The organism is Arthrobacter sp. Y3221114, from assembly GCF_059092625.1.
On sequence record NZ_JBNHHW010000006.1, the window covers coordinates 77,804 to 95,097 of the forward strand.

General features: G+C 65.5%; 13 protein-coding genes. 4 read left to right on the plus strand and 9 right to left on the minus strand.

Features of this window, described 5'->3' with window-relative positions:
* The first annotated feature begins 94 nt into the window (after positions 1-94).
* Together AC5RV3_RS13760 and cysC are read left to right on the plus strand one after the other, a co-directional pair.
* Positions 95-1,057, plus strand: a complete 963-nt coding sequence (locus AC5RV3_RS13760; protein ID WP_494122627.1) for a sulfite exporter TauE/SafE family protein — start codon at positions 95-97, stop codon at positions 1,055-1,057.
* The gene (cysC, locus tag AC5RV3_RS13765) at positions 1,054-2,370 is read left to right on the plus strand and encodes an adenylyl-sulfate kinase (protein WP_494122628.1); all 1,317 of its coding nucleotides are present in this window, start codon (positions 1,054-1,056) and stop codon (positions 2,368-2,370) included. The genes AC5RV3_RS13760 and cysC overlap by 4 nt, the downstream gene beginning before the upstream one ends.
* 103 nt (positions 2,371-2,473) lie before the next feature.
* Here cysC and cysN read toward each other — a convergent pair whose 3' ends face one another.
* The 7 genes from cysN to AC5RV3_RS13800 form a co-directional block, all read right to left on the minus strand.
* A complete protein-coding gene (gene cysN, locus AC5RV3_RS13770) occupies positions 2,474-3,724 on the minus strand; it encodes a sulfate adenylyltransferase subunit CysN (RefSeq protein WP_494122629.1) in 1,251 nt (416 codons plus the stop codon).
* On the minus strand, positions 3,724-4,644 hold the full coding sequence (gene cysD, locus AC5RV3_RS13775; protein WP_494122630.1) for a sulfate adenylyltransferase subunit CysD: 921 nt from the start codon (positions 4,642-4,644) through the stop codon (positions 3,724-3,726). Before cysD ends, cysN begins: the two co-directional genes overlap by 1 nt.
* A gap of 42 nt (positions 4,645-4,686) precedes the next feature.
* Complete coding sequence (locus tag AC5RV3_RS13780; RefSeq protein WP_494122631.1) at positions 4,687-5,496, minus strand: 3'(2'),5'-bisphosphate nucleotidase CysQ; 810 nt, start codon at positions 5,494-5,496, stop codon at positions 4,687-4,689.
* Positions 5,497-5,569: 73 nt separating this feature from the next.
* The gene (locus AC5RV3_RS13785; protein ID WP_494122632.1) at positions 5,570-7,132 is read right to left on the minus strand and encodes a sugar transferase; all 1,563 of its coding nucleotides are present in this window, start codon (positions 7,130-7,132) and stop codon (positions 5,570-5,572) included.
* Positions 7,133-7,259: 127 nt separating this feature from the next.
* Positions 7,260-8,045, minus strand: coding sequence for an LbetaH domain-containing protein (locus tag AC5RV3_RS13790; protein WP_494122633.1), 786 nt, complete (start codon positions 8,043-8,045; stop codon positions 7,260-7,262).
* Positions 8,046-8,407: 362 nt separating this feature from the next.
* Positions 8,408-11,041, minus strand: coding sequence for a helix-turn-helix transcriptional regulator (locus AC5RV3_RS13795; RefSeq protein ID WP_494122634.1), 2,634 nt, complete (start codon positions 11,039-11,041; stop codon positions 8,408-8,410).
* The gene (locus tag AC5RV3_RS13800) at positions 11,038-13,758 is read right to left on the minus strand and encodes a helix-turn-helix transcriptional regulator (protein WP_494122635.1); all 2,721 of its coding nucleotides are present in this window, start codon (positions 13,756-13,758) and stop codon (positions 11,038-11,040) included. Before AC5RV3_RS13800 ends, AC5RV3_RS13795 begins: the two co-directional genes overlap by 4 nt.
* A 458-nt stretch (positions 13,759-14,216) precedes the next feature.
* Here AC5RV3_RS13800 and pssD point away from each other — a divergent pair, with 458 nt between their 5' ends.
* Both pssD and AC5RV3_RS13810 read left to right on the plus strand, forming a co-directional pair.
* On the plus strand, positions 14,217-14,666 hold the full coding sequence (pssD, locus tag AC5RV3_RS13805; protein ID WP_494111524.1) for a PssD/Cps14F family polysaccharide biosynthesis glycosyltransferase: 450 nt from the start codon (positions 14,217-14,219) through the stop codon (positions 14,664-14,666).
* Positions 14,663-15,289 carry a glycosyltransferase gene (locus AC5RV3_RS13810; protein ID WP_494122636.1) on the plus strand — a complete coding sequence of 209 codons (627 nt, stop codon included), beginning with the start codon at positions 14,663-14,665 and terminating at the stop codon, positions 15,287-15,289. Before pssD ends, AC5RV3_RS13810 begins: the two co-directional genes overlap by 4 nt.
* A gap of 645 nt (positions 15,290-15,934) precedes the next feature.
* Here AC5RV3_RS13810 and pth read toward each other — a convergent pair.
* On the minus strand, positions 15,935-16,528 hold the full coding sequence (pth, locus tag AC5RV3_RS13815) for an aminoacyl-tRNA hydrolase (RefSeq protein ID WP_494122637.1): 594 nt from the start codon (positions 16,526-16,528) through the stop codon (positions 15,935-15,937).
* 115 nt (positions 16,529-16,643) lie between these two features.
* Positions 16,644-17,246, minus strand: a complete 603-nt coding sequence (locus AC5RV3_RS13820; RefSeq protein ID WP_494122638.1) for a 50S ribosomal protein L25/general stress protein Ctc — start codon at positions 17,244-17,246, stop codon at positions 16,644-16,646.
* Between the last annotated feature and the right edge of the window lie 48 nt (positions 17,247-17,294).

The window sequence follows — 17,294 nt, forward strand, 5'->3', positions numbered from 1 at the left end:
CTTTTCGTGCCGCGGGGACTGGCGTAACTATTCCAGTAGCGGCAAGGAAAAATACTCTATTTCCGCGGCAGCAGGGCTGCCAAAATATCGTTTCATGGACGTCACTATCGGTTTCGCCGCGTTCGGCATCGGCATCGTCGTCGGGCTGACCGGCATGGGCGGCGGCGCTTTGATGACGCCGATGCTGGTGCTCTTCTTCAACGTTCCGCCGTTGACGGCTGTCTCCAGCGATCTCCTGGCCAGCGCAGTCATGAAGCCGGTCGGATCGGCGGTCCACCTGCGGCGAAAGACCGTGAACCTGCAGCTGGTTAAATGGCTGGCTATCGGAGCCGTTCCATCGGCTTTCTGCGGCGTTCTGATACTCAAGGCGCTCGGCGACGACGCCCTGGTCCAAGACGGAATCAAATTCGCCTTGGGCTGCGCCCTGATGCTCACCGCCGTGCTTTTGGTCGTCCGCGCCTACATCCGGTTGGTCGAACGAGCCAAGTCGCGCAACGGGCAGGGCGCGAAGCTGCCGCTGGATCGACCGGAAGTAGCCGCCCGGATCCTGCCGACGGTGCTGCTCGGCGTCGTCGGCGGCATAATCGTGGGCCTGACATCCGTCGGGTCAGGGTCCATCATCATCATCGGTCTCATGATAATCTATCCGGGGCTCAAGGCTTCCCAGCTAGTGGGCACGGATTTGGTGCAAGCCGTACCGCTTGTCGTGGCCGCTGCCGTCGGTCATATGCTGTTCGGTTCGCTGGACCTGGGAATCGCCCTGCCACTCATTCTGGGCAGTATTCCGGGCGTCTGGGTCGGGGCCCAGATGTCGTCCCGGCTCAGCGGCGGTTTCGTCAGGCGGGCCCTGGCTTTTGTCCTCCTGGCCTCCTCGCTGAAGATGCTGGGCGTTGACAACACCACCACGGGGTTAATCCTGGTCGCGGTCTTGCTGGTGGCACCGCTGGTCTGGATGCATATCCGCCGGCGCCGGGGCTTCCCTGCCCTGGCCTGGACCGAGAACCACGAACGCGCCCGCGCCGCGGCTGGCCAACCGGCGTCGGAGGTGGCCCAGTGAGGGACTGGTCAGCTTCCCTGCGGGAACCGGTTTACGCGCTGTCCGGCGCCAGCCTTGACGAGCTCGAGCTGCTCACGGGCGGCTTGTATGCACCAGCGGACGGCTACTGCCGGCCGGGCCACAAACCGGACGGCTGGCCCCGTGAGTTCACGCTGCCCGTGCCGTCCGATATCGCCCGGCAAAGCGCCGCCCAGGGTGCCCTGCTCCTGTCTGATCCGGAAGGTACGCCGCTGGCCCGGCTCGCTGTTGTTGAACGCGTCAGCCACGAAGAGCCAGACCACGCGGAGGCGCCATGCATTGGCGGCAACGGTGCGGTCTATTTGAGCGGTACCCTGAAGCCGTTACAGCCGGCAGAACACCCGCCGGCGCGGAGACTCCGCTTGACCGCTCCCCTGTCGGAGGCGGACGGCCCCTGCCTTGTTGCGGCGTTTGCCGTTTCGCCGGAGCCGGGACAGATCGCCAAGGCGGTGTCCGCCGCATATGAGGCCGATTGCCGCCTGTTGCTGACCGCCGTGGTCAGCAGTTCGGTCTCCGCCACCGGGGACCTCAGGAAGCTGCTGGACGCCCTGAACGACTGCGCCCATCGCGTAGCCGGCGCCTTGGTGCGTTTGCTGGTCATTCCGGATGCCGACGACCATTCCCTGCTGCGGAGCCATGCGCTGGAGCGGCTTGGCGCCGCGGCTGTCCTTGATTTCACGGCGGATCATGCGTCGCTTACCTCGCCCGCGCGGCCCGCCGCGGATGCGGCCGGGACGCGGCGGGAGGGCCTGGTGGTGTTGTTTACAGGGCTGTCCGGCTCTGGCAAGTCGACCTTGGCCCGCCGGTTCACCGAACGCTTGCAGAGTATGGATGGCCGCGAGGCCATCCTGCTGGACGGAGACGAAATGCGCCGGATGCTGTCGGCGGGGCTGGGCTTCTCGCCGGCCGATCGTGAGCTGAACGTCCGTCGGATCGGTTGGGTGGCGGCACAGATTTCACGGGCCGGAGGCATAGCGGTTTGCGCCCCGATTGCACCCTTCGAAGCTGCACGCCGGGAGGTTGCGGCAGTGGCCCGGGAGGCGGGCGGCTACCTTCTGGTGCATGTCTCGACCCCCCTGGAGGTCTGTGAGGCCCGCGATCGCAAGGGCCTGTACGCGAAGGCGAGGGCCGGCCTGATTCCTGATTTCACCGGCATCAGTTCACCCTACGAGACTCCGCAGGACGCCGATTACGTGGTCGACACTTCCCGGGTCGACGTCGAGGAGGCCGTCGGGGAGCTCCTCAACCTGGTCAAATCAGGGCAGATGCCAGTTGGTGCGGCGGCCGACGGCTAGCGCGCCCACGGGATCCGACGGTCCCTCTCGTTCCGACCTCGGTGCCCGCAGCCCTGCCCGTGGCATAAATCCACGGGCAGGGTTGTTGGTGCCGGCGCCGGTATCAGGCCGTGGCGACGATCATTCCGGCGCCGACCGTCGCATTCGTAGCCTCGTCTATCAGAATGAAACCGCCGGTCTGCCTGTTCCTCCTGTATTCGTCGGCGAGCAACGGCGACGTGGTGCGCATCCTGATCCGGCCGATTTCGTTGAGGCTGAGCGAGTCGGGGTCGGGACGACGATGCAGGCTGTTGATGTCCAGCCCGTACTGCAGGTCCTTGACCAAGGCCCGCGCGCTGCGGGTGGTGTGTTTGACCGCAAGCTTCTGCCCCCGCTGGAGCGGCTTGTCGCTCATCCAGCACACCATCGCGTCGATGTCCTGGGCCACCAAGGGCTTGTTGTTCGGCCTGCAGATCATGTCACCGCGGGAGACGTCCAGATCGTCTTCGAGCCGCACGGTAACCGACATCGGAGCGAAGGCCTCGTCTACCGGTCCGTCCGGGGTGTCGATGGCTGAAATCCGCGAAGCCAGGCCGCTGGGCAGGACGATCACCTCGTCGCCCACCTTCATGACGCCGCCGGAGACTTGGCCGGCATAACCGCGATAGTCGTGGTTGCGGTTTTGGTGTGGCCGGATCACGTACTGTACTGGAAAGCGCACGTCCACGAGATTGCGGTCACTCGCAATGTGTACGTTCTCAAGATGGTGCAGCAGTGACGGCCCCTCGTACCACGGCATGTTCTGCGACCGGGAGACCACGTTGTCGCCCTGCAGCGCGGACACCGGGATGATTGAGAGGTCGGTGATTTCCAGCTTGCTGGCGAACCCGCTGAACTCCTCGCGGATCTGTTCAAACACTTCCTGCGACCAGTCCACCAGGTCCATCTTGTTGACGGCCAGCACCAGGTGCGGCACCTGCAGCAGCGACACGAGGAAGGCGTGGCGCCGGCTTTGTTCCACCAAGCCCTTCCGGGCGTCCACGAGGACGATCGCGACGTCCGCCGTGGAGGCGCCGGTGACCATGTTGCGGGTGTACTGCAGATGGCCCGGAGTGTCGGCGATGATGAACTTGCGCTTCGGCGTCGCGAAATACCGATAGGCAACGTCGATGGTTATCCCTTGTTCCCGTTCGGCGCGCAGCCCATCGGTCAGCAGGGCCAGGTCGGTGTACTCGTCGCCTCGTTCCCGGCTTGTGCGTTCGATCGCTTCCATTTGGTCGCTGAAGATGGATTTTGAGTCGTAGAGCAGGCGCCCGATCAGGGTGCTCTTCCCGTCATCGACCGAACCCGCAGTGGCAAAACGCAACAGATCCATCAGAAATACCCCTCTTTCTTGCGGTCTTCCATGGCCGCTTCGCTGACTTGGTCGTCCCCGCGGGTGGCGCCGCGCTCGGTGATGCGGGTCGCCGCTACCTCGGCGATCACGTCCGCGGCCGTCGTCGCCGTGGAACGGACAGCGGCGGTGAGGGTGGCATCGCCGACGGTGCGGTACCGAACCGTCTCCCTGAAGGTGCGCTCGTTGCCTCGCGGCTGGCAGAAGCGATGCACTCCGAAGAGCATGCCGTTGCGTTCGAAAACTTCCCGCTCATGGGCGTAGTAGATCGGCGGGACGGTGATCTGCTCGTGCGCGATGTAGCTCCAGATGTCCAATTCGGTCCAATTCGAAATCGGGAACACGCGAATGCTCTCGCCCAGATGGATTCGGGGGTTGTACAGGCCCCACAATTCCGGACGCTGGTTCTTGGGATCCCACTGGCCAAATTCATCACGGAAAGAAAAAACCCGTTCCTTGGCCCGGGCTTTTTCCTCGTCACGGCGCGCCCCGCCCATGAGGGCGTTGAAGCCGTATTTTTCGGCGGTCTCCAGCAGCACGGCCGTCTGGATGCGGTTGCGGGACCCGTTGGGCTCCTCCTGCACCAGCCCGCGGTCGATGGCATCCTGCACCGAGCCGACGACCAGGTTCACCCCGAGTTCTTTGACCAAGGAGTCGCGGAACTGCAAGACCTCGTCGAAATTGTGGCCGGTATCGACGTGTACTACCGGAAACGGTATCGGTGCCGGCGCGAAGGCCCTCGCCGCGAGATGCAGCATGACGATCGAGTCCTTGCCGCCGGAGAACATGAGCGCTGGTTTCTCCAGTTCGGCGGCGACTTCACGGATGATATAGATCGCCTCCGACTCGAGCAGTTTAAGGTGGCTCACGTGATAGCGCGGTCCACTGGTTGTTTCATTCATTTCTTTCTTCCCCCTTTGATGGTGCCGGCCGGTACGTAACGCCTATTTCCTGGACAACAGGCTGAGCCGCTGCAACAGGTCTCCTGCCAGTTCCTGCCTGCAGACCAGCAGATCGGGCAAGTACGCACGCGGTTGGTTGTAGACCAGTGGCGAACCGTCCAGCCTGCTGGCATGCAGGCCACGGCTACGGGCCACGGCGACCGGAGCCGCAGAATCCCATTCATACTGGCCGCCGCTGTGCAGGTAGGCGTCCACCTCGCCGCGGATGACGGCGGCGATCTTGTAGCCGGCAGAGCCCATCGGCAGCACTGCCGCGCCCGTTTCCTCCACCAGTGCGTCAATGACGGCGGGAGGCCTGGTCCGCGATACTGCGATCCGCAACCGGCGGCCGGGCGGGAAGCGGGACGGTTGCAACCGGACGGCGGGGTCGGAGGTATCCAGGGTCGTGGAAAGTCCCGGCAGCGCGACGGCCCCCGCCCGCAGGCTGCCCCTGCACCACAAAGCCACGTGGACCGCCCAGTCCCGGCGCCCTTCGGAGAATTCACGCGTGCCGTCCAGCGGATCGATAATCCAGACCCGTTCCGCCCCCGGGCGCGCCGGATCATCCTCGCCCTCTTCCGACAACACGAGGTCCTGCGGCCGAGACCGCCGCAGCGCTGCGACCAGCAGCTCATGCGAGCGCGCATCACCTTCTGTTTTCAGCCGTTCGGCCGTCCATCCCGCCACCGCGGCGTCCCACTGCAACTGCCGCAGCATGGCCCCGGCCCTACCGGCGAGCTCCGGCGCCAGCGCGGTGTCCGGGACGTAGCGTCCCAAATCCAGGCGGTTGACCGCCTGTATATCCGCCCCCATCAATTTCCCCTTTCACTGCTTGGTTCGCTTGTTCCTGCTTGTAGCGAGCGCTCATCGCATGGACGGCGGGCCCTCAATAAGCGCCGGTTGGATTCACCATCACCTTCAACGTGCGCCACATGATCATGAGGTCCCCGGTCAGCGACCAGTTCTCCACGTAGTAGAGGTCGAGCCTGACGCTTTCGTCCCAACTCAGGTCGGACCGTCCGTTGATCTGCCAAAGCCCGGTCAGCCCCGGCTTGATGTACAACCGGCGGCCCACGTGGCCCTCGTAGCCCGCCACTTCCGAGGGCAGCGGAGGCCGGGGCCCGACCAGGGACATTTCGCCCCGCAGGACATTGAAGAATTGCGGGAGTTCGTCCAGTGAGTACTTGCGCATCCAGGCGCCCACCCTGGTGACGCGAGGGTCGGACCGCAGCTTGAACAGCGGCCCGCTGCCTTCGTTCATAGCCTTGAGGCCCTCAAGTTCTGCCTCGGCGTTGGCGGTCATGGACCGGAACTTGAACATTTCAAACGTCTGTCCGTTGCGGCACACCCGGCGTTGCTTGAAAAAAACCTTGCCGGGTGAGTCCCAGCGGATCAGGCCGGCGAAGGCGGCGAAGACAGGTAGCAGGACAAGAAGAGCGGCGGCGGAGACGCTGACATCGACGAACCGCTTAAGCAAGTACCGGTAACCGGAGAACTGCGGCCTCTCGACATGCATCAGCGGCAAGCCCTCCACCGGGCGCATCTGGATCCGGGGACCGGCGACGTTGGTCAGCGACAGCGCGACCACCAGTTCGGTGGCGCTCTCCTCCAGCCGCCAGCCGAGTTCCCGCAGGTAGCCGCTGCGCTGCCCCACCTGTCCCGCAACGATGACGGCGTCTGCGCCAAGGAGTCCCACGGCCCGCTCAACGTCGTCCAGGCCGGCCACCACGGGGACCTGCCGTGCCGCGAGGGCGCCGCTGTCGGCCGGGACGCCGTCCAGCGCTGCCCCCACCACTTGGTACACGGCGCCGGATTTCTTGGCGATCTGGTCTATCACGTAAACGACGTCTTCATAGGCACCGAGGACGACGACCTTTGAAAGGTAGTGTCCGTTCTCCCGCTGCCTCGTCAGCCACCGTCGCCAGCTCCAGCGTCCCGCCAAGAGTGCGACGACGCCGACCGGCACCCCCGCCACGAATAAGGGTGCCAACTCGTCCGCCTGCAGGGCCAGGAGGACGACGGCGAGCATTCCATAGGCGCCGGAGCTTGCCCTGATCACTTTCTTGTACTCGGCGGCTCCCACACCGATCACCCGCAGGTCCCGGGTCCTCCCGACCGCGAGGGCCGAGGCCATGACAGCGCCGGTGACCAGCGCAAGGGTCACACCGGCCCGGGTTGCCTGATCACCAACGAGCAGCAGTGCCACACCCACCGAGAGCACGATGATGGCAGTGTCCGTAGCGAGCAGTTTGGCCTGGTAGCGACGGGCCCACGGCTTGGACGTGCCGTCGCGCGTTCCCAGACGTGGAATAGCCGGTTTCAGGAGCGTCGGTATGGACAGTTTCGGTGCAGCCGGCGTCTCGAACCCGAACGTTTCCGCGGCGACACCCACCAGCGGGGCGACCGTGCGTTGCAGGTAGTTGTCCGTGGACACCTGGGCATCATGCATGGCTAGCGCTTCCCTTCAAGAACCGGAAAGTCCGGCGTAGTGATCATTGACCGGCGCGAAGTTGGCCGGCGGCGGCTGGCGTTGGCTCCGCCGGCGGCCTCGCAAACAAGCGATGTCCTCGCGGCCCTCATGGCGCCCTCAGCAGAGCTGCCGCTGCAGCCAGCCGTTCGAAGGCCGAGCGGCCGACGCTTCCCCCCGCACTCCGGCTGAAAACGGCCTCCTGCGCTCCCTCGCCAAGAGACAGTTGACCGGGGGCCCTCTGGTCTACAGAGCCGGCTACCGGGCGTGCCGGCACCCCCGCCCAGCATTCTTCGGGCGGCACGTGGCCCAGGACTGCGGAGCCCATGCCCACCGTCGCGTCCCGGCCGATGGCAACACCGGAGGCGACGCTGCAGCACATCTGTAGCCAAGCGCCACGCCCCACCTGCACCTGGCCGGCAAGGGCCGCACCTGCCCCCACGGTGGCAAATGCTGACACTGCGACATCGTGCGCAAGTGACACCCGCGGCATGATGACGACGTGTTCTCCAAGGGTCACTCCCGCGGCCAAGACACTTTCCCCCAGGACAAGGCTGCCTGCACCGACCCGGACGCCCGCAGAAAGCGGTGCGCGGAGGCCGACGAAGGTGGCGTAGCGTTCGGGCCCGGCTCCACACTCCGCCAACCGGTCCACCAATTGCTGGCGGATGGCCGGTGATTCGTGGCATACCAGGAGCCGGCAATCCGGGTACCGGTGAACCGCCTCGACAGGCCCGAGGACTTGTACACCATCTACGGAACGTCCATGGACGTCCGGGTCCTCGTCGAGCACGCCGACTACGTCCCAGCCACCCGCAGAGCGCATCGATGCCAGGACTTCCCTGGCCAGTCCCCCTGCCGCAACCAGCAGCACACGGGTTACAGAATCCCCCATTGCACATCTCCCCCCAGAAATGCACTTCCCGCTTTTGTCCGGCAGCGGGTGCCGCAGCCGTCCTTTATACATGTACGGGTTACGCGCCCAAGCGATCCGTGAACTCCCTGCGTCCTTGCAGGGCCGGTGTTTTCCGTACCCTCAGAAGCCTACGGAAGCGCGCCTGAGTGCGTGCGCGTACCGGCTACCTGATTGTCCGCCGCGCTACTCAGGTTTCTGCTTCCAATATTGCGGCGCAAGCGGCAACCGCGGGTGCGAAGAGGAGGGCTTTGCCGGTAGCGGGACGCCTGATACCCGGACATGGAACGACCACTACCGGCGGCATACCTGCCTCTGGCAGTGGTCATACCCACGGGCCGCTCCTACAGGTGTTCGCGCCCCAGTTGCTCCCTGCGGTTGATACCGAGTTTCTCGAACATACGGTAGATGTGGCCTTCGACGGTCCGTACCGACAGCGAGAGCGCGTCAGCAATCTCCGCGTTGCGCTTGCCCGCGATGACCAACGCCGCGATGTCGCGTTCCCGGCGTGTCAGCGACGTAGAGGACGGGACCTCGCGGGCGACGGGTGCCGTCTCCTGCCACTGCCCGAGCAGTGCGTTAATGCGCCTTTGCGCGGTCCTGTTGCGTTCCGCCTTGGCAATCCGCAGCGCCTCGGACAGGGTGTGGAGCCCAAGGGAGACCAGCCCTGATGAGTGCACTTCCTCGGCCGTGTGCACCAATTGCTCGATTCCCCCTGTGTCCGCAGCCTCGCAGTAATGGGCTGCCAACGCGGCCTCCCTCCCCTCAAGGGAAGCGGCCAACGTCCCGACCTGGCCGATCCGGCCCATGTCGCCCAGCTGAATGGCCAGGAAGCCCATGGCGAGTTCGAGGGAGCTCCAGCCCCGGTTCCCCGCGGTGTCTGCCAGGGATTGCAGCTCGGACAGCGCCTTGGTGCCGGGGAACTGGAGAAGCCGGGCGGCAGCAGCCAGGCCTTCGCTGAAGAGGCCGGAGGGAGTAGCGTTACCGGTCTCCGTCAGCGCGTAATCGGACAGGTACTGTCCGGCAGGCTCATCCTGCCCGTTCAACATCGCCAGATACGCACCGACGGCGAGCGCCACCGGGCGCAGGCCTAACGGGTCGTGGTGCTCCAGTTCCCCGGCAGCCCCGGCCAGCATCCGGTAAGCCTCGGCATAATCGCCCCGGCGCCCGAGGATGATCCCGGCCGCTACGTCGACTGCTCCGCCGTAATGGACCAGCTCGTTGGGCCTTGCGGCCCGGAATCCAGCCACTGCTTCGGCGGCGTCATCCCAACGCCCCGCCGTCAGCAGCGCGGTGATATGGCGGACAACGACAAACATCCGGCTTGCTACCTGTGGCTCATGCGCTTCGAGCGCCTGCAGGGCCTTGGTCGTTTCCCCTACCGCGTGATCCGCTCGACCGGTGACCGTATAGACCTGGGCCAACAGCGCGCGCGCCAGCACCAGGCAATCCAGGTCCTGGGCAGAGGACGCCTCCGCAACGAGCACCGCCAGGGGCCCGCTCGCCGCCGTGTATTCGCCGTCGGACACAAGATGGCGCAATCCAAGCAGCCGGAGGCTCCGGTCCAGCATGCCGGCCTGATTCATACCAGGCGCTGAATTGGAGCGCGTCGGCAAGCCCTCTGCCTCGGCGGCCCAGGCCTCCAGGCTGCGGTGCGTCCAAATATCGGGGGAATACGGCCGTTGTACCGCCAGCAGTGCTGCATCCCGGGCCTGCTCCGCATTACCGGCGGCGGCGACCAACCCCTCGATGAGGGGGCCGGACGTGGGATCGGAAGGGCAAATCGCCCTGGCCCGCTGCAGCTGCGCCGCCCAGCGGAACTCAACTGTCATCACGGCGCCAGCTGACCGCACGGCAAGCTCTGTTTCTCCCGCATTGTTGGCCGCCGCGGCCGCCTTCACCAGCTCATCGTCGGGCAGCTGCACGCCGCTATCGAGCGCCCACTTTGCTCGCCGGAACAGCATCTCCCCCGATCCGCCGCCCGGCAGGACGTCCTCCATTTTCCGATACAGCCGCAGCCTCCGGAATACCGGCACCAGAGTCGGCAGGGCCCGGGCGTGAACCGGGTTGCGCAGCCAGACCCGCGGTTCGGGCGGCGGCGAGATCTCGATGAGTCCGTTTTCCATCAGCCGGTCGATGGCCTGCACGTTCCCGCATTCGAACATCACCGTCAGGGGGACTGACCCGAGCAGAGCCACGAAATCCAATACCTCGCGCTCGTCGGCGCTCAATTCGCTGAGCTCCCGTTCAATCAGCTCCGAGAGGCGGACGTCCGCCTCCGGCAGCACATCGCGCAAGAGCCACACGCCGCGGGTCTGAACTAATCGTCCAGCCTGCCGGGCCTGCTCCAGCAGGCTTAGCAGGAAGAGCGGGTTACCGCCGCTCGCCCGGGCGAATATGGCACTGGCACTGGCCGCGGTCTCTCCGCCAAGTACCTGGTTGCACAATTGGTGCACCTGCCCGTCGGTCAGCGGATCCAGTGACCGGCGGTGCAGCACGCCCTCGACCGCTTCTCCCAGCAGCGTGGGCGGTTCGGCCAGGCTGGGTCGGCTGAGCAGCAGCGCCTTGACCTGCATCGAGGCGACCAGCTGGCCAAGAATTTCCGCGCTTCTCGCGTCCAGGTCTTGGGCGTCGTCGACCACCAACAGGGCTGGCTTCAGGCCGGCTGTATCGGACTGCAGCCGCTCCGTCAGGGTACGCATGGTGGAGAAATGCGAGTCGAGTTGTTGCGCCGTCAAATTCGTGAGCAGCGGGGCCAAAGCGCCGTATGGGACCGAGGAGAAGGTCCGGCTCCCATGTACTCGAAACGGCCGCACGTCGCCCGCCAGTTCCTGCAGCACGGCAGCCGCGAGGGCGCTTTTGCCTAGCCCGGGTTCAGCGACGATCCATGTCCCGTTGCCACTGCGGATGTTCTCAGTGGCCGCCACGACATCGGTGTCCCGTCCCACCAACCGACGCCCGTTACCAGCGTCAGTCATGATGCCGAACCCGCCGCTCCCAGCAGTTCGCGTAAATCGGCGCGGCCCGAGACATGGAGCCTGGCGAACATCTTCCCCAAGTGCCAATCAACGGTCCGTGGCGACAGATGCAGCCTCCGGCCCAGCGCTGCACTGCTGCTGCCCTCGGCGGCCAGCTGCGCCAAGGTCAGCTCGAAGGGACTCAGGGACGCCAGCATCGCAACAATGGTGCTGCTGTCCCGGAGCATGCGGTAGCCCGCGTTTTCCAAGGCGCGCGCCTTGCGGGCCGCTGCGCGGTCGCCTCCGGTGACCGCCGCGCTTTGGGCGGCACGGGCGGCGTCGTAGCTGAACAGGATGTCGCCCAGCGCCGCTGCGCCATCGGCAGCCTTAAGCAGCATCCCGGGGTCTTGGGACATCAGGCCCTCGCTGTACTCAATGCAGAGCCGTGCGGCTTCGCCGTCGCAGGCGGCAGCCGATGTTTGCAGCTTGCGGGCATAGGACCTGCCGCCCACCCGCGCGGCGGCGGCATGAAAAATCATGGCCGCGGCAGAATTTCCGGCGGCCAGTTCTTCGACACCGGTCTGATTCAGCACCGCGGCTGCGTCGTCCCCCCGCTGCAGCCGCTGGGACGCAAGGATGCTGAAGTATTCCGTGGCGCGGCGCGCCACCTGGCGGGGACGTTCCGGTGAAGCAGCGGCAGCGGCCAGATGGCGGCGGGTATTTTTTTCATCCGACAGCAGCGAGTAGGAGTAGGCGGCCGCCGCGTTGGCAAGGACGACGCCGCCGCTGTTGCCGGAGACTTTTAGCTGGCTGATGGCCGGTAGCAGGGCAACAAGGGCTTTTTCCGCCCGACCGGCGCGGGCGTGGACGAGCCCCAAGGCCAGCTCGCTCCCGCCGCTGTACAGGGAGGTCCCCGCCTGCGCCGCGAAGGTTTCGCAATAGCTTAGGCATGAATCAAGTTGGCCTGCCATGATGAGCGACGTGAAGATCCGGGTCCCCACGAAGTTGCGCAGCCCCTTGGGCAGTCGCCGATCCGCCAGCTCCGCCAGCAACATGTTTCCCACGCCAAGGGCTTCCGTTTGCCGGCCCATGACCGCAAATGCTTCGCAGAGAAGCGCTCCGGCGCGGAGCCTGATCTGCGGCGGTTTGTCCCAGTCGTCGCGCAGCAATTTGACCAGCTCGGGGACTTGTCCGTAACTGCCGTCGAAGGCGGCCTGCTCTGCTTCGATCAGCAGGGTTTCATCGATCGTGGTTTCCAGTATTTCCTTCGTCCGGGCTGCATCACCGCGTACCTCGCCGCCTTCGTTGGTCTCCGTCACCGTATGCAGTTCTGCGGCGAGCCTTTCGCGCAGGTTCCTCAGTTCCTCCAACCAGGGGTCGATGGATCCGCCCGTGACCCGCGAAACGGCGAGACGTTCGCCGGCCAGCGCGACCAGGGCAGCCACGGGTTCCTTGCCGTCCTCCGGGATGGAGGCTGCCAGCAGGTCGGCAGCCTGGCCCGGCTTTCCCAGCAGGAGCAGTGCCCGGGCCTCTTCCCGGAGGCCGGACGCGCCGCGGTGTTGCCGGCCCAGTGCCCGGACCAACTGCAGCGCGCGTCCCGGCTCCAGTTGGTCGTTGGCGGCAGCAGCGGCTCGCAGGGTCTCTTCCGGGTTCAGCGCGGCGCCCCCCTCCAATGCCCAGATGCCGAGATCCGGCAAGTAGCGCTCCGGCACCTCCTCCGGGTGCAGGACGTGCGCCACCTCATCCCACAGTTCACGCGTCCGTCCAGGCGTGAGCATGCTCTTGACGACTCCGGCCAGGAATTGTCCTCCCACCCGCACCAGCGGGTCGGCGCCCAGCTCGACCGTGATGGTACCGCGGGCCTCCAAGTGTTCCAGAGCCAGCGGGTCGGCCAACCGCTGAAGAGCCGAGAGCGTGACGCCGCCCGCCAGCGCCAGTTGCTCGACGAGCCGCCGGTGCCCGGGAGGCAGTTGCAGCAGCCGTGGTCGCATCACCTCTGCGATGTCGCCGGTGAAAACGAGCGGCTGCGCCAGCACCCACGTCCCGTCCTGCTCAACCAAAGTCCGTGCTGCCACCTGGTCTTGGGCCAAGACCCGCAGGTAGCGCGGATTCCCACCGGTGTTCTGCCACAACGACCGTGCAGCGAGGGAAGATATGTTGCCCCCGAGAATCTCGGCCAGCAGCGCCTCACTGTCTGTCGGGTCCAGCGGAGCAACGTCGAAGCGGCGGAGGTCTCCGTCGATCCACAGTTGCATAAAGGCTCCGTCGCCGGCGGCAACGTCCTGGCTGGCCACGAAAAGAGTAACGACTCCGGCGCGTGCCAATTGGGTTAGGGCAGCGGAGGTGAAGGCGTCGAGATTCTCGGCGTTGTCCACAAACAGGACAATCCGTTTGCCCTTGGCACGGTTCAGCAGCGTAGCAGCGATTCCCTCGAGCACGAGCGCCGGGTGCTCCAGTCCGTCGTCGCCCACTCCCCCGAGCAGGATCCCCAACGGGGCGTAGCGGGTGCGGGACGAGGCGTGGCTTCCCCGGACAAATTCGACGTGCGTTTCCGGGCCGAACCATTTCAGCACCTGCTGGGCGATGGTGGATTTCCCCATGCCGGCAGCACCGATCACCAGCACCCCTTGGTGGCCTGGTTGCAGTGCCGCGAAGATGTCCTCTGCAAGGCGGCGGCGCCCCGGCGAAATAGAGTCGGTCAGCGGACCATGAAACGGCCCATTAAATACAGCAGTCATCAGCGTCTCCCCCCAAAGTCGCTCAGACATAGCCGTGCATTACCACCGGCCATGCATTAGCACCGGCCACAAGCTGCGTTCCCCCAAGGTCCGCAAGGCCCGATCCCCAACCGGTGTGGTCCACAGTCTAAAGCCGATTTCGTACCGCGTCTATGGAGGGAGCGTCTCCTGTTGTGCAACATGCAGGTAGCAATCGTGCACCCAGGCCAAGTAATGCCCGTACCAGTCACCGTAAAGATGAGTGTCTTCCGGCTCTGCTCCGGGGAAGCAACGCGTATCCCCGCGCGCATTCTCCGGCAAGCCCGGTAGCGGCAAGGGCCACGACCGGTGCAGCCCCGGGATCCCGGTACGCACCACTCGTGAATCCACCAGCACGTGTCAATAGGCTCGCCTTATCACCGGAGAGGTCGGTGGCTCGGGGTGCCGTGGGGCGCATCTCGGTAGGGGGAGGATTACGCATGAAAATCATGTTCGTGACGTCGGCAGGCGGGCACTTGGCCCAATTGCTGCCGTTGGATAAGTGGTGGAGCCAGCACGCCCGGAGTTGGGTGACGTTCCAGCGGCCCGAGGTCGAGGCTGCCTTGCAAAACGAAAAGGTCACGTGGTGCTTTTATCCAACCACCCGGAATGTCCGTAATGCCATCAGGAACCTGCTTCTGGCCTGGCCGACGCTCCGCCGGGAGCGCCCGGATGTCGTAGTTTCCGTTGGCGCCGGCGTGAGTGTTCCGTTCTTCCTGATCGCCCGCCTGCTCGGCATCCACACTGTTTACATAGAGTGCTTCGATCGGATCACCATGCCGACTCTGAGCGGCCGCCTTTGCTACCCGTTATCCGAGCTTTTCTGCATCCAGTGGGAAGAACAGCGGCGCTTCTATCCCGAAGCCGTGAATATCGGACCGGTGCTGTGAACAGCGCGCATCCCGCTCCGCGGATCGTGGTCTCCCTGGGAACCGACCATCACACGTTCGACCGCCTGGTCGACTGGCTCGACGAGTGGCTGGCAGGTATTCCCGACCCACCGTCGTGCTTGGTGCAGCACGGTGCCAGCCGTGCGCCCCGGCACGCCGACGGGGTCACCAGGATGCCTCGCGAGGACTTGCTGGCACTGTATCGAACTGCCACCGTCGTCGTCGTCCAGGGCGGGCCAGGCTCGATCCTCGATGCCCGTGAGGCCGGTCATCTGCCGATCGCGGTGCCCCGGCGGCCGGAACTGCGGGAAGTCGTCGACGGGCACCAGATTGCGTTTACCGAGACCATGGTGCAGCACGGCGACGCGATCCTCGTGCAAGACCAGCAGTCATTGGCCGCCGAACTGGAGAAGGCGCTGCTCGACCCCTCGTCTGTCCGAACGGCGCCGCGCGTTTCTTCGGCCGCCGAGGCTGCCGAAAGACTCAGCGCGGCTGTCGAGCGGCTGGGGAAGACCTCCACCGGACCCATTGCCCTGCGCCGTATCCGGCAGCTTCTGGCGCTGCGGCAGACGGAGGTCCATGCGCACGCGGGGGCCAAGGCTCCTCGCGTCGTCCGAAACTAGGCCTGCGGCGCGTCCGGCTCGAACCGGACGTCGCAGTCCCTGTAGACGGGGACGAGCCCGCCCTGCGCAGGTGGGTGAAATCCCTGACCGAAGGGTTGCGCTGCGTTAAACGCCCCCGACGCAGCGCAACCCGACGTTTGCCTGTGGCACGCCTGCATCGGAATGGTCATGAAAAAGGGGCCGACGATGGGATGGGGGTGGCCCGGTCTCTTCAGGCCGCCCATCGTCGGCCCCGCTCAGGGAGCCGCAATGGCTGAAACGATTCTATTCACGCTCAACCCTGTGTGCCAATTGACGGTTTTGTGACGCTTGCCAAGGCGTGCAGCTCCCTGGTTATCCAGCAAGGACCGACGGGGCCTGGGGGAAGGTTCCGCCTACGCGGTTCCTCTGGCTTTAGCCAACCCCGCCGGTCCGCTGGAGGCGCCTGAATCCTTGGGCTCCAGGCGCACGGTATTGCGACACCGCCTTGAGGGCGCCAGCAACACTTTCTCAGCGTAAACAGGCGCGGGCGGCCTGACACGAGTAGTCACCACTCGTTCTTCGGCCAGGATGCGGTGCCCATGACCCGCGGGTACCCGGAGTTCCGCGCCCGGGTGTGCTGTCCTCCGCCGTCCGACGATGGGTCAGGGCACGGTCTCCTGGCGCTCACCCCTGCTTTGCATTGGCGTGGTACTTTTGCTGCGCGGCCAGGAGCCCGTCGGCCAGGAGCAGTTCGACGGCGTCTGCTGCATCGTCCAGGAGGAAGGGCAGGTCCTTCTTTTCCGCCGTCGAAAAATCGCGCAGCACATAGTCCGCCGTGTCCATCCGCCCGGGAGGGCGGCCAACGCCTATGCGGACCCTGTAGTACTCTTTGGTCGCCAGCGCCTTGGACATGTCGCGGAGGCCGTTGTGCCCGCCCTCCCCCCCGCCGATCTTGAGTTTGATCGTGTTGAAGGGAATGTCGATCTCGTCGTGCAAGGCGACCACATGGTCCGGTTCGATCGAAAAGAACCTGCACAGCGCCGCCGTCGGCCCTCCTGACAGATTCATGAACGTCAGTGGCTTGGCGAGCACGACCCTGGGCCCGCCGATTCCCAATCGCCCTTCCAGGACCTGTGCGTGCGCCTTGTGCGACTTGAACGAACCACCGAACCGGCCGGCCAGTTCGTCGAGGGCCATCTGGCCGACGTTGTGTCGATTGCCGCTGTAGCCGGGGCCTGGGTTGCCCAAGCCGATTATCAGCCAGGTGTCGCTGCTCACGTGGACGGGTGCTCCTCGGACGGTAGATGCGAAGGATTCATGATCATCCTAGGGATAGACCAAAGCCCCCGGCGAATGCGGGATGCAGTCGCCGGGGGCTTTAAAGGCAGCGTTGTTACTCGGCCGGGGTTTCGGCAGCCGGCTCAGCGCCTTCGCCCTCTTCCGCGGCTTCAGGCTCGGCCACGGTCGGAGCGGAAACCGCGGCGATCACGGTGTCCTCAGGGATCAGCAGGCTGACGCCGGCAGGCATCTGAATGTCGGTGGCGTGAACGTGCTCGCCAACCTCACGGCCCTCAACGTTGATGGTCAGCGACTCCGGCAGGGCGGTCGCATCGGCTTCGACCAGAACGGTGAACTCTTCCAGGTCCAAAACAGCACCGGGGGCGACTTCGCCCTCAACATGGATGTTGACGTCGACGTGAACCTTCTCGCCCTTGCGGACGGTAAGCAGGTCAACGTGCTCGATGATCTGGGCGATGGGATCGCGCTGGATGTCCTTGGCCAGGGCCAGGTGCTCGCTCCCGTCAACGTCCAGGGTCAGCAGCGCGTTGGAGGTACGCAGCGCCAGCGTGGTGGCCTTCTGCGGGAGCAGCACGTGCAGCGGCTCTGCCCCGTGGCCGTAAATGACGGCGGGAATCTGGGCGTTGCGGCGGGCCCGGCGGGCCGCGCCCTTGCCGAATTCGCTGCGGACTTCAGCTGCAAGCTTCTGGTCGGACATGACGTTCTCCTTATGCTGGGTGGTTATGAGGCGGGTGCCTAGAGACCG

Bases quoted from the DNA above. Each gene is read 5' to 3' on its own strand.
- AC5RV3_RS13760 (WP_494122627.1), top strand. From the start codon at position 95: ATGGACGTCACTATCGGTTTCGCCGCGTTCGGCATCGGCATCGTCGTC.
- cysN (WP_494122629.1), bottom strand. From the start codon at position 3,724: ATGGATCTGTTGCGTTTTGCCACTGCGGGTTCGGTCGATGACGGGAAG.
- cysD (WP_494122630.1), bottom strand. From the start codon at position 4,644: ATGAATGAAACAACCAGTGGACCGCGCTATCACGTGAGCCACCTTAAA.
- AC5RV3_RS13780 (WP_494122631.1), bottom strand. From the start codon at position 5,496: ATGGGGGCGGATATACAGGCGGTCAACCGCCTGGATTTGGGACGCTAC.
- AC5RV3_RS13785 (WP_494122632.1), bottom strand. From the start codon at position 7,132: ATGCATGATGCCCAGGTGTCCACGGACAACTACCTGCAACGCACGGTC.
- AC5RV3_RS13790 (WP_494122633.1), bottom strand. From the start codon at position 8,045: ATGGGGGATTCTGTAACCCGTGTGCTGCTGGTTGCGGCAGGGGGACTG.
- AC5RV3_RS13795 (WP_494122634.1), bottom strand. From the start codon at position 11,041: ATGACTGACGCTGGTAACGGGCGTCGGTTGGTGGGACGGGACACCGAT.
- AC5RV3_RS13800 (WP_494122635.1), bottom strand. From the start codon at position 13,758: ATGACTGCTGTATTTAATGGGCCGTTTCATGGTCCGCTGACCGACTCT.
- pssD (WP_494111524.1), top strand. From the start codon at position 14,217: ATGAAAATCATGTTCGTGACGTCGGCAGGCGGGCACTTGGCCCAATTG.
- AC5RV3_RS13820 (WP_494122638.1), bottom strand. From the start codon at position 17,246: ATGTCCGACCAGAAGCTTGCAGCTGAAGTCCGCAGCGAATTCGGCAAG.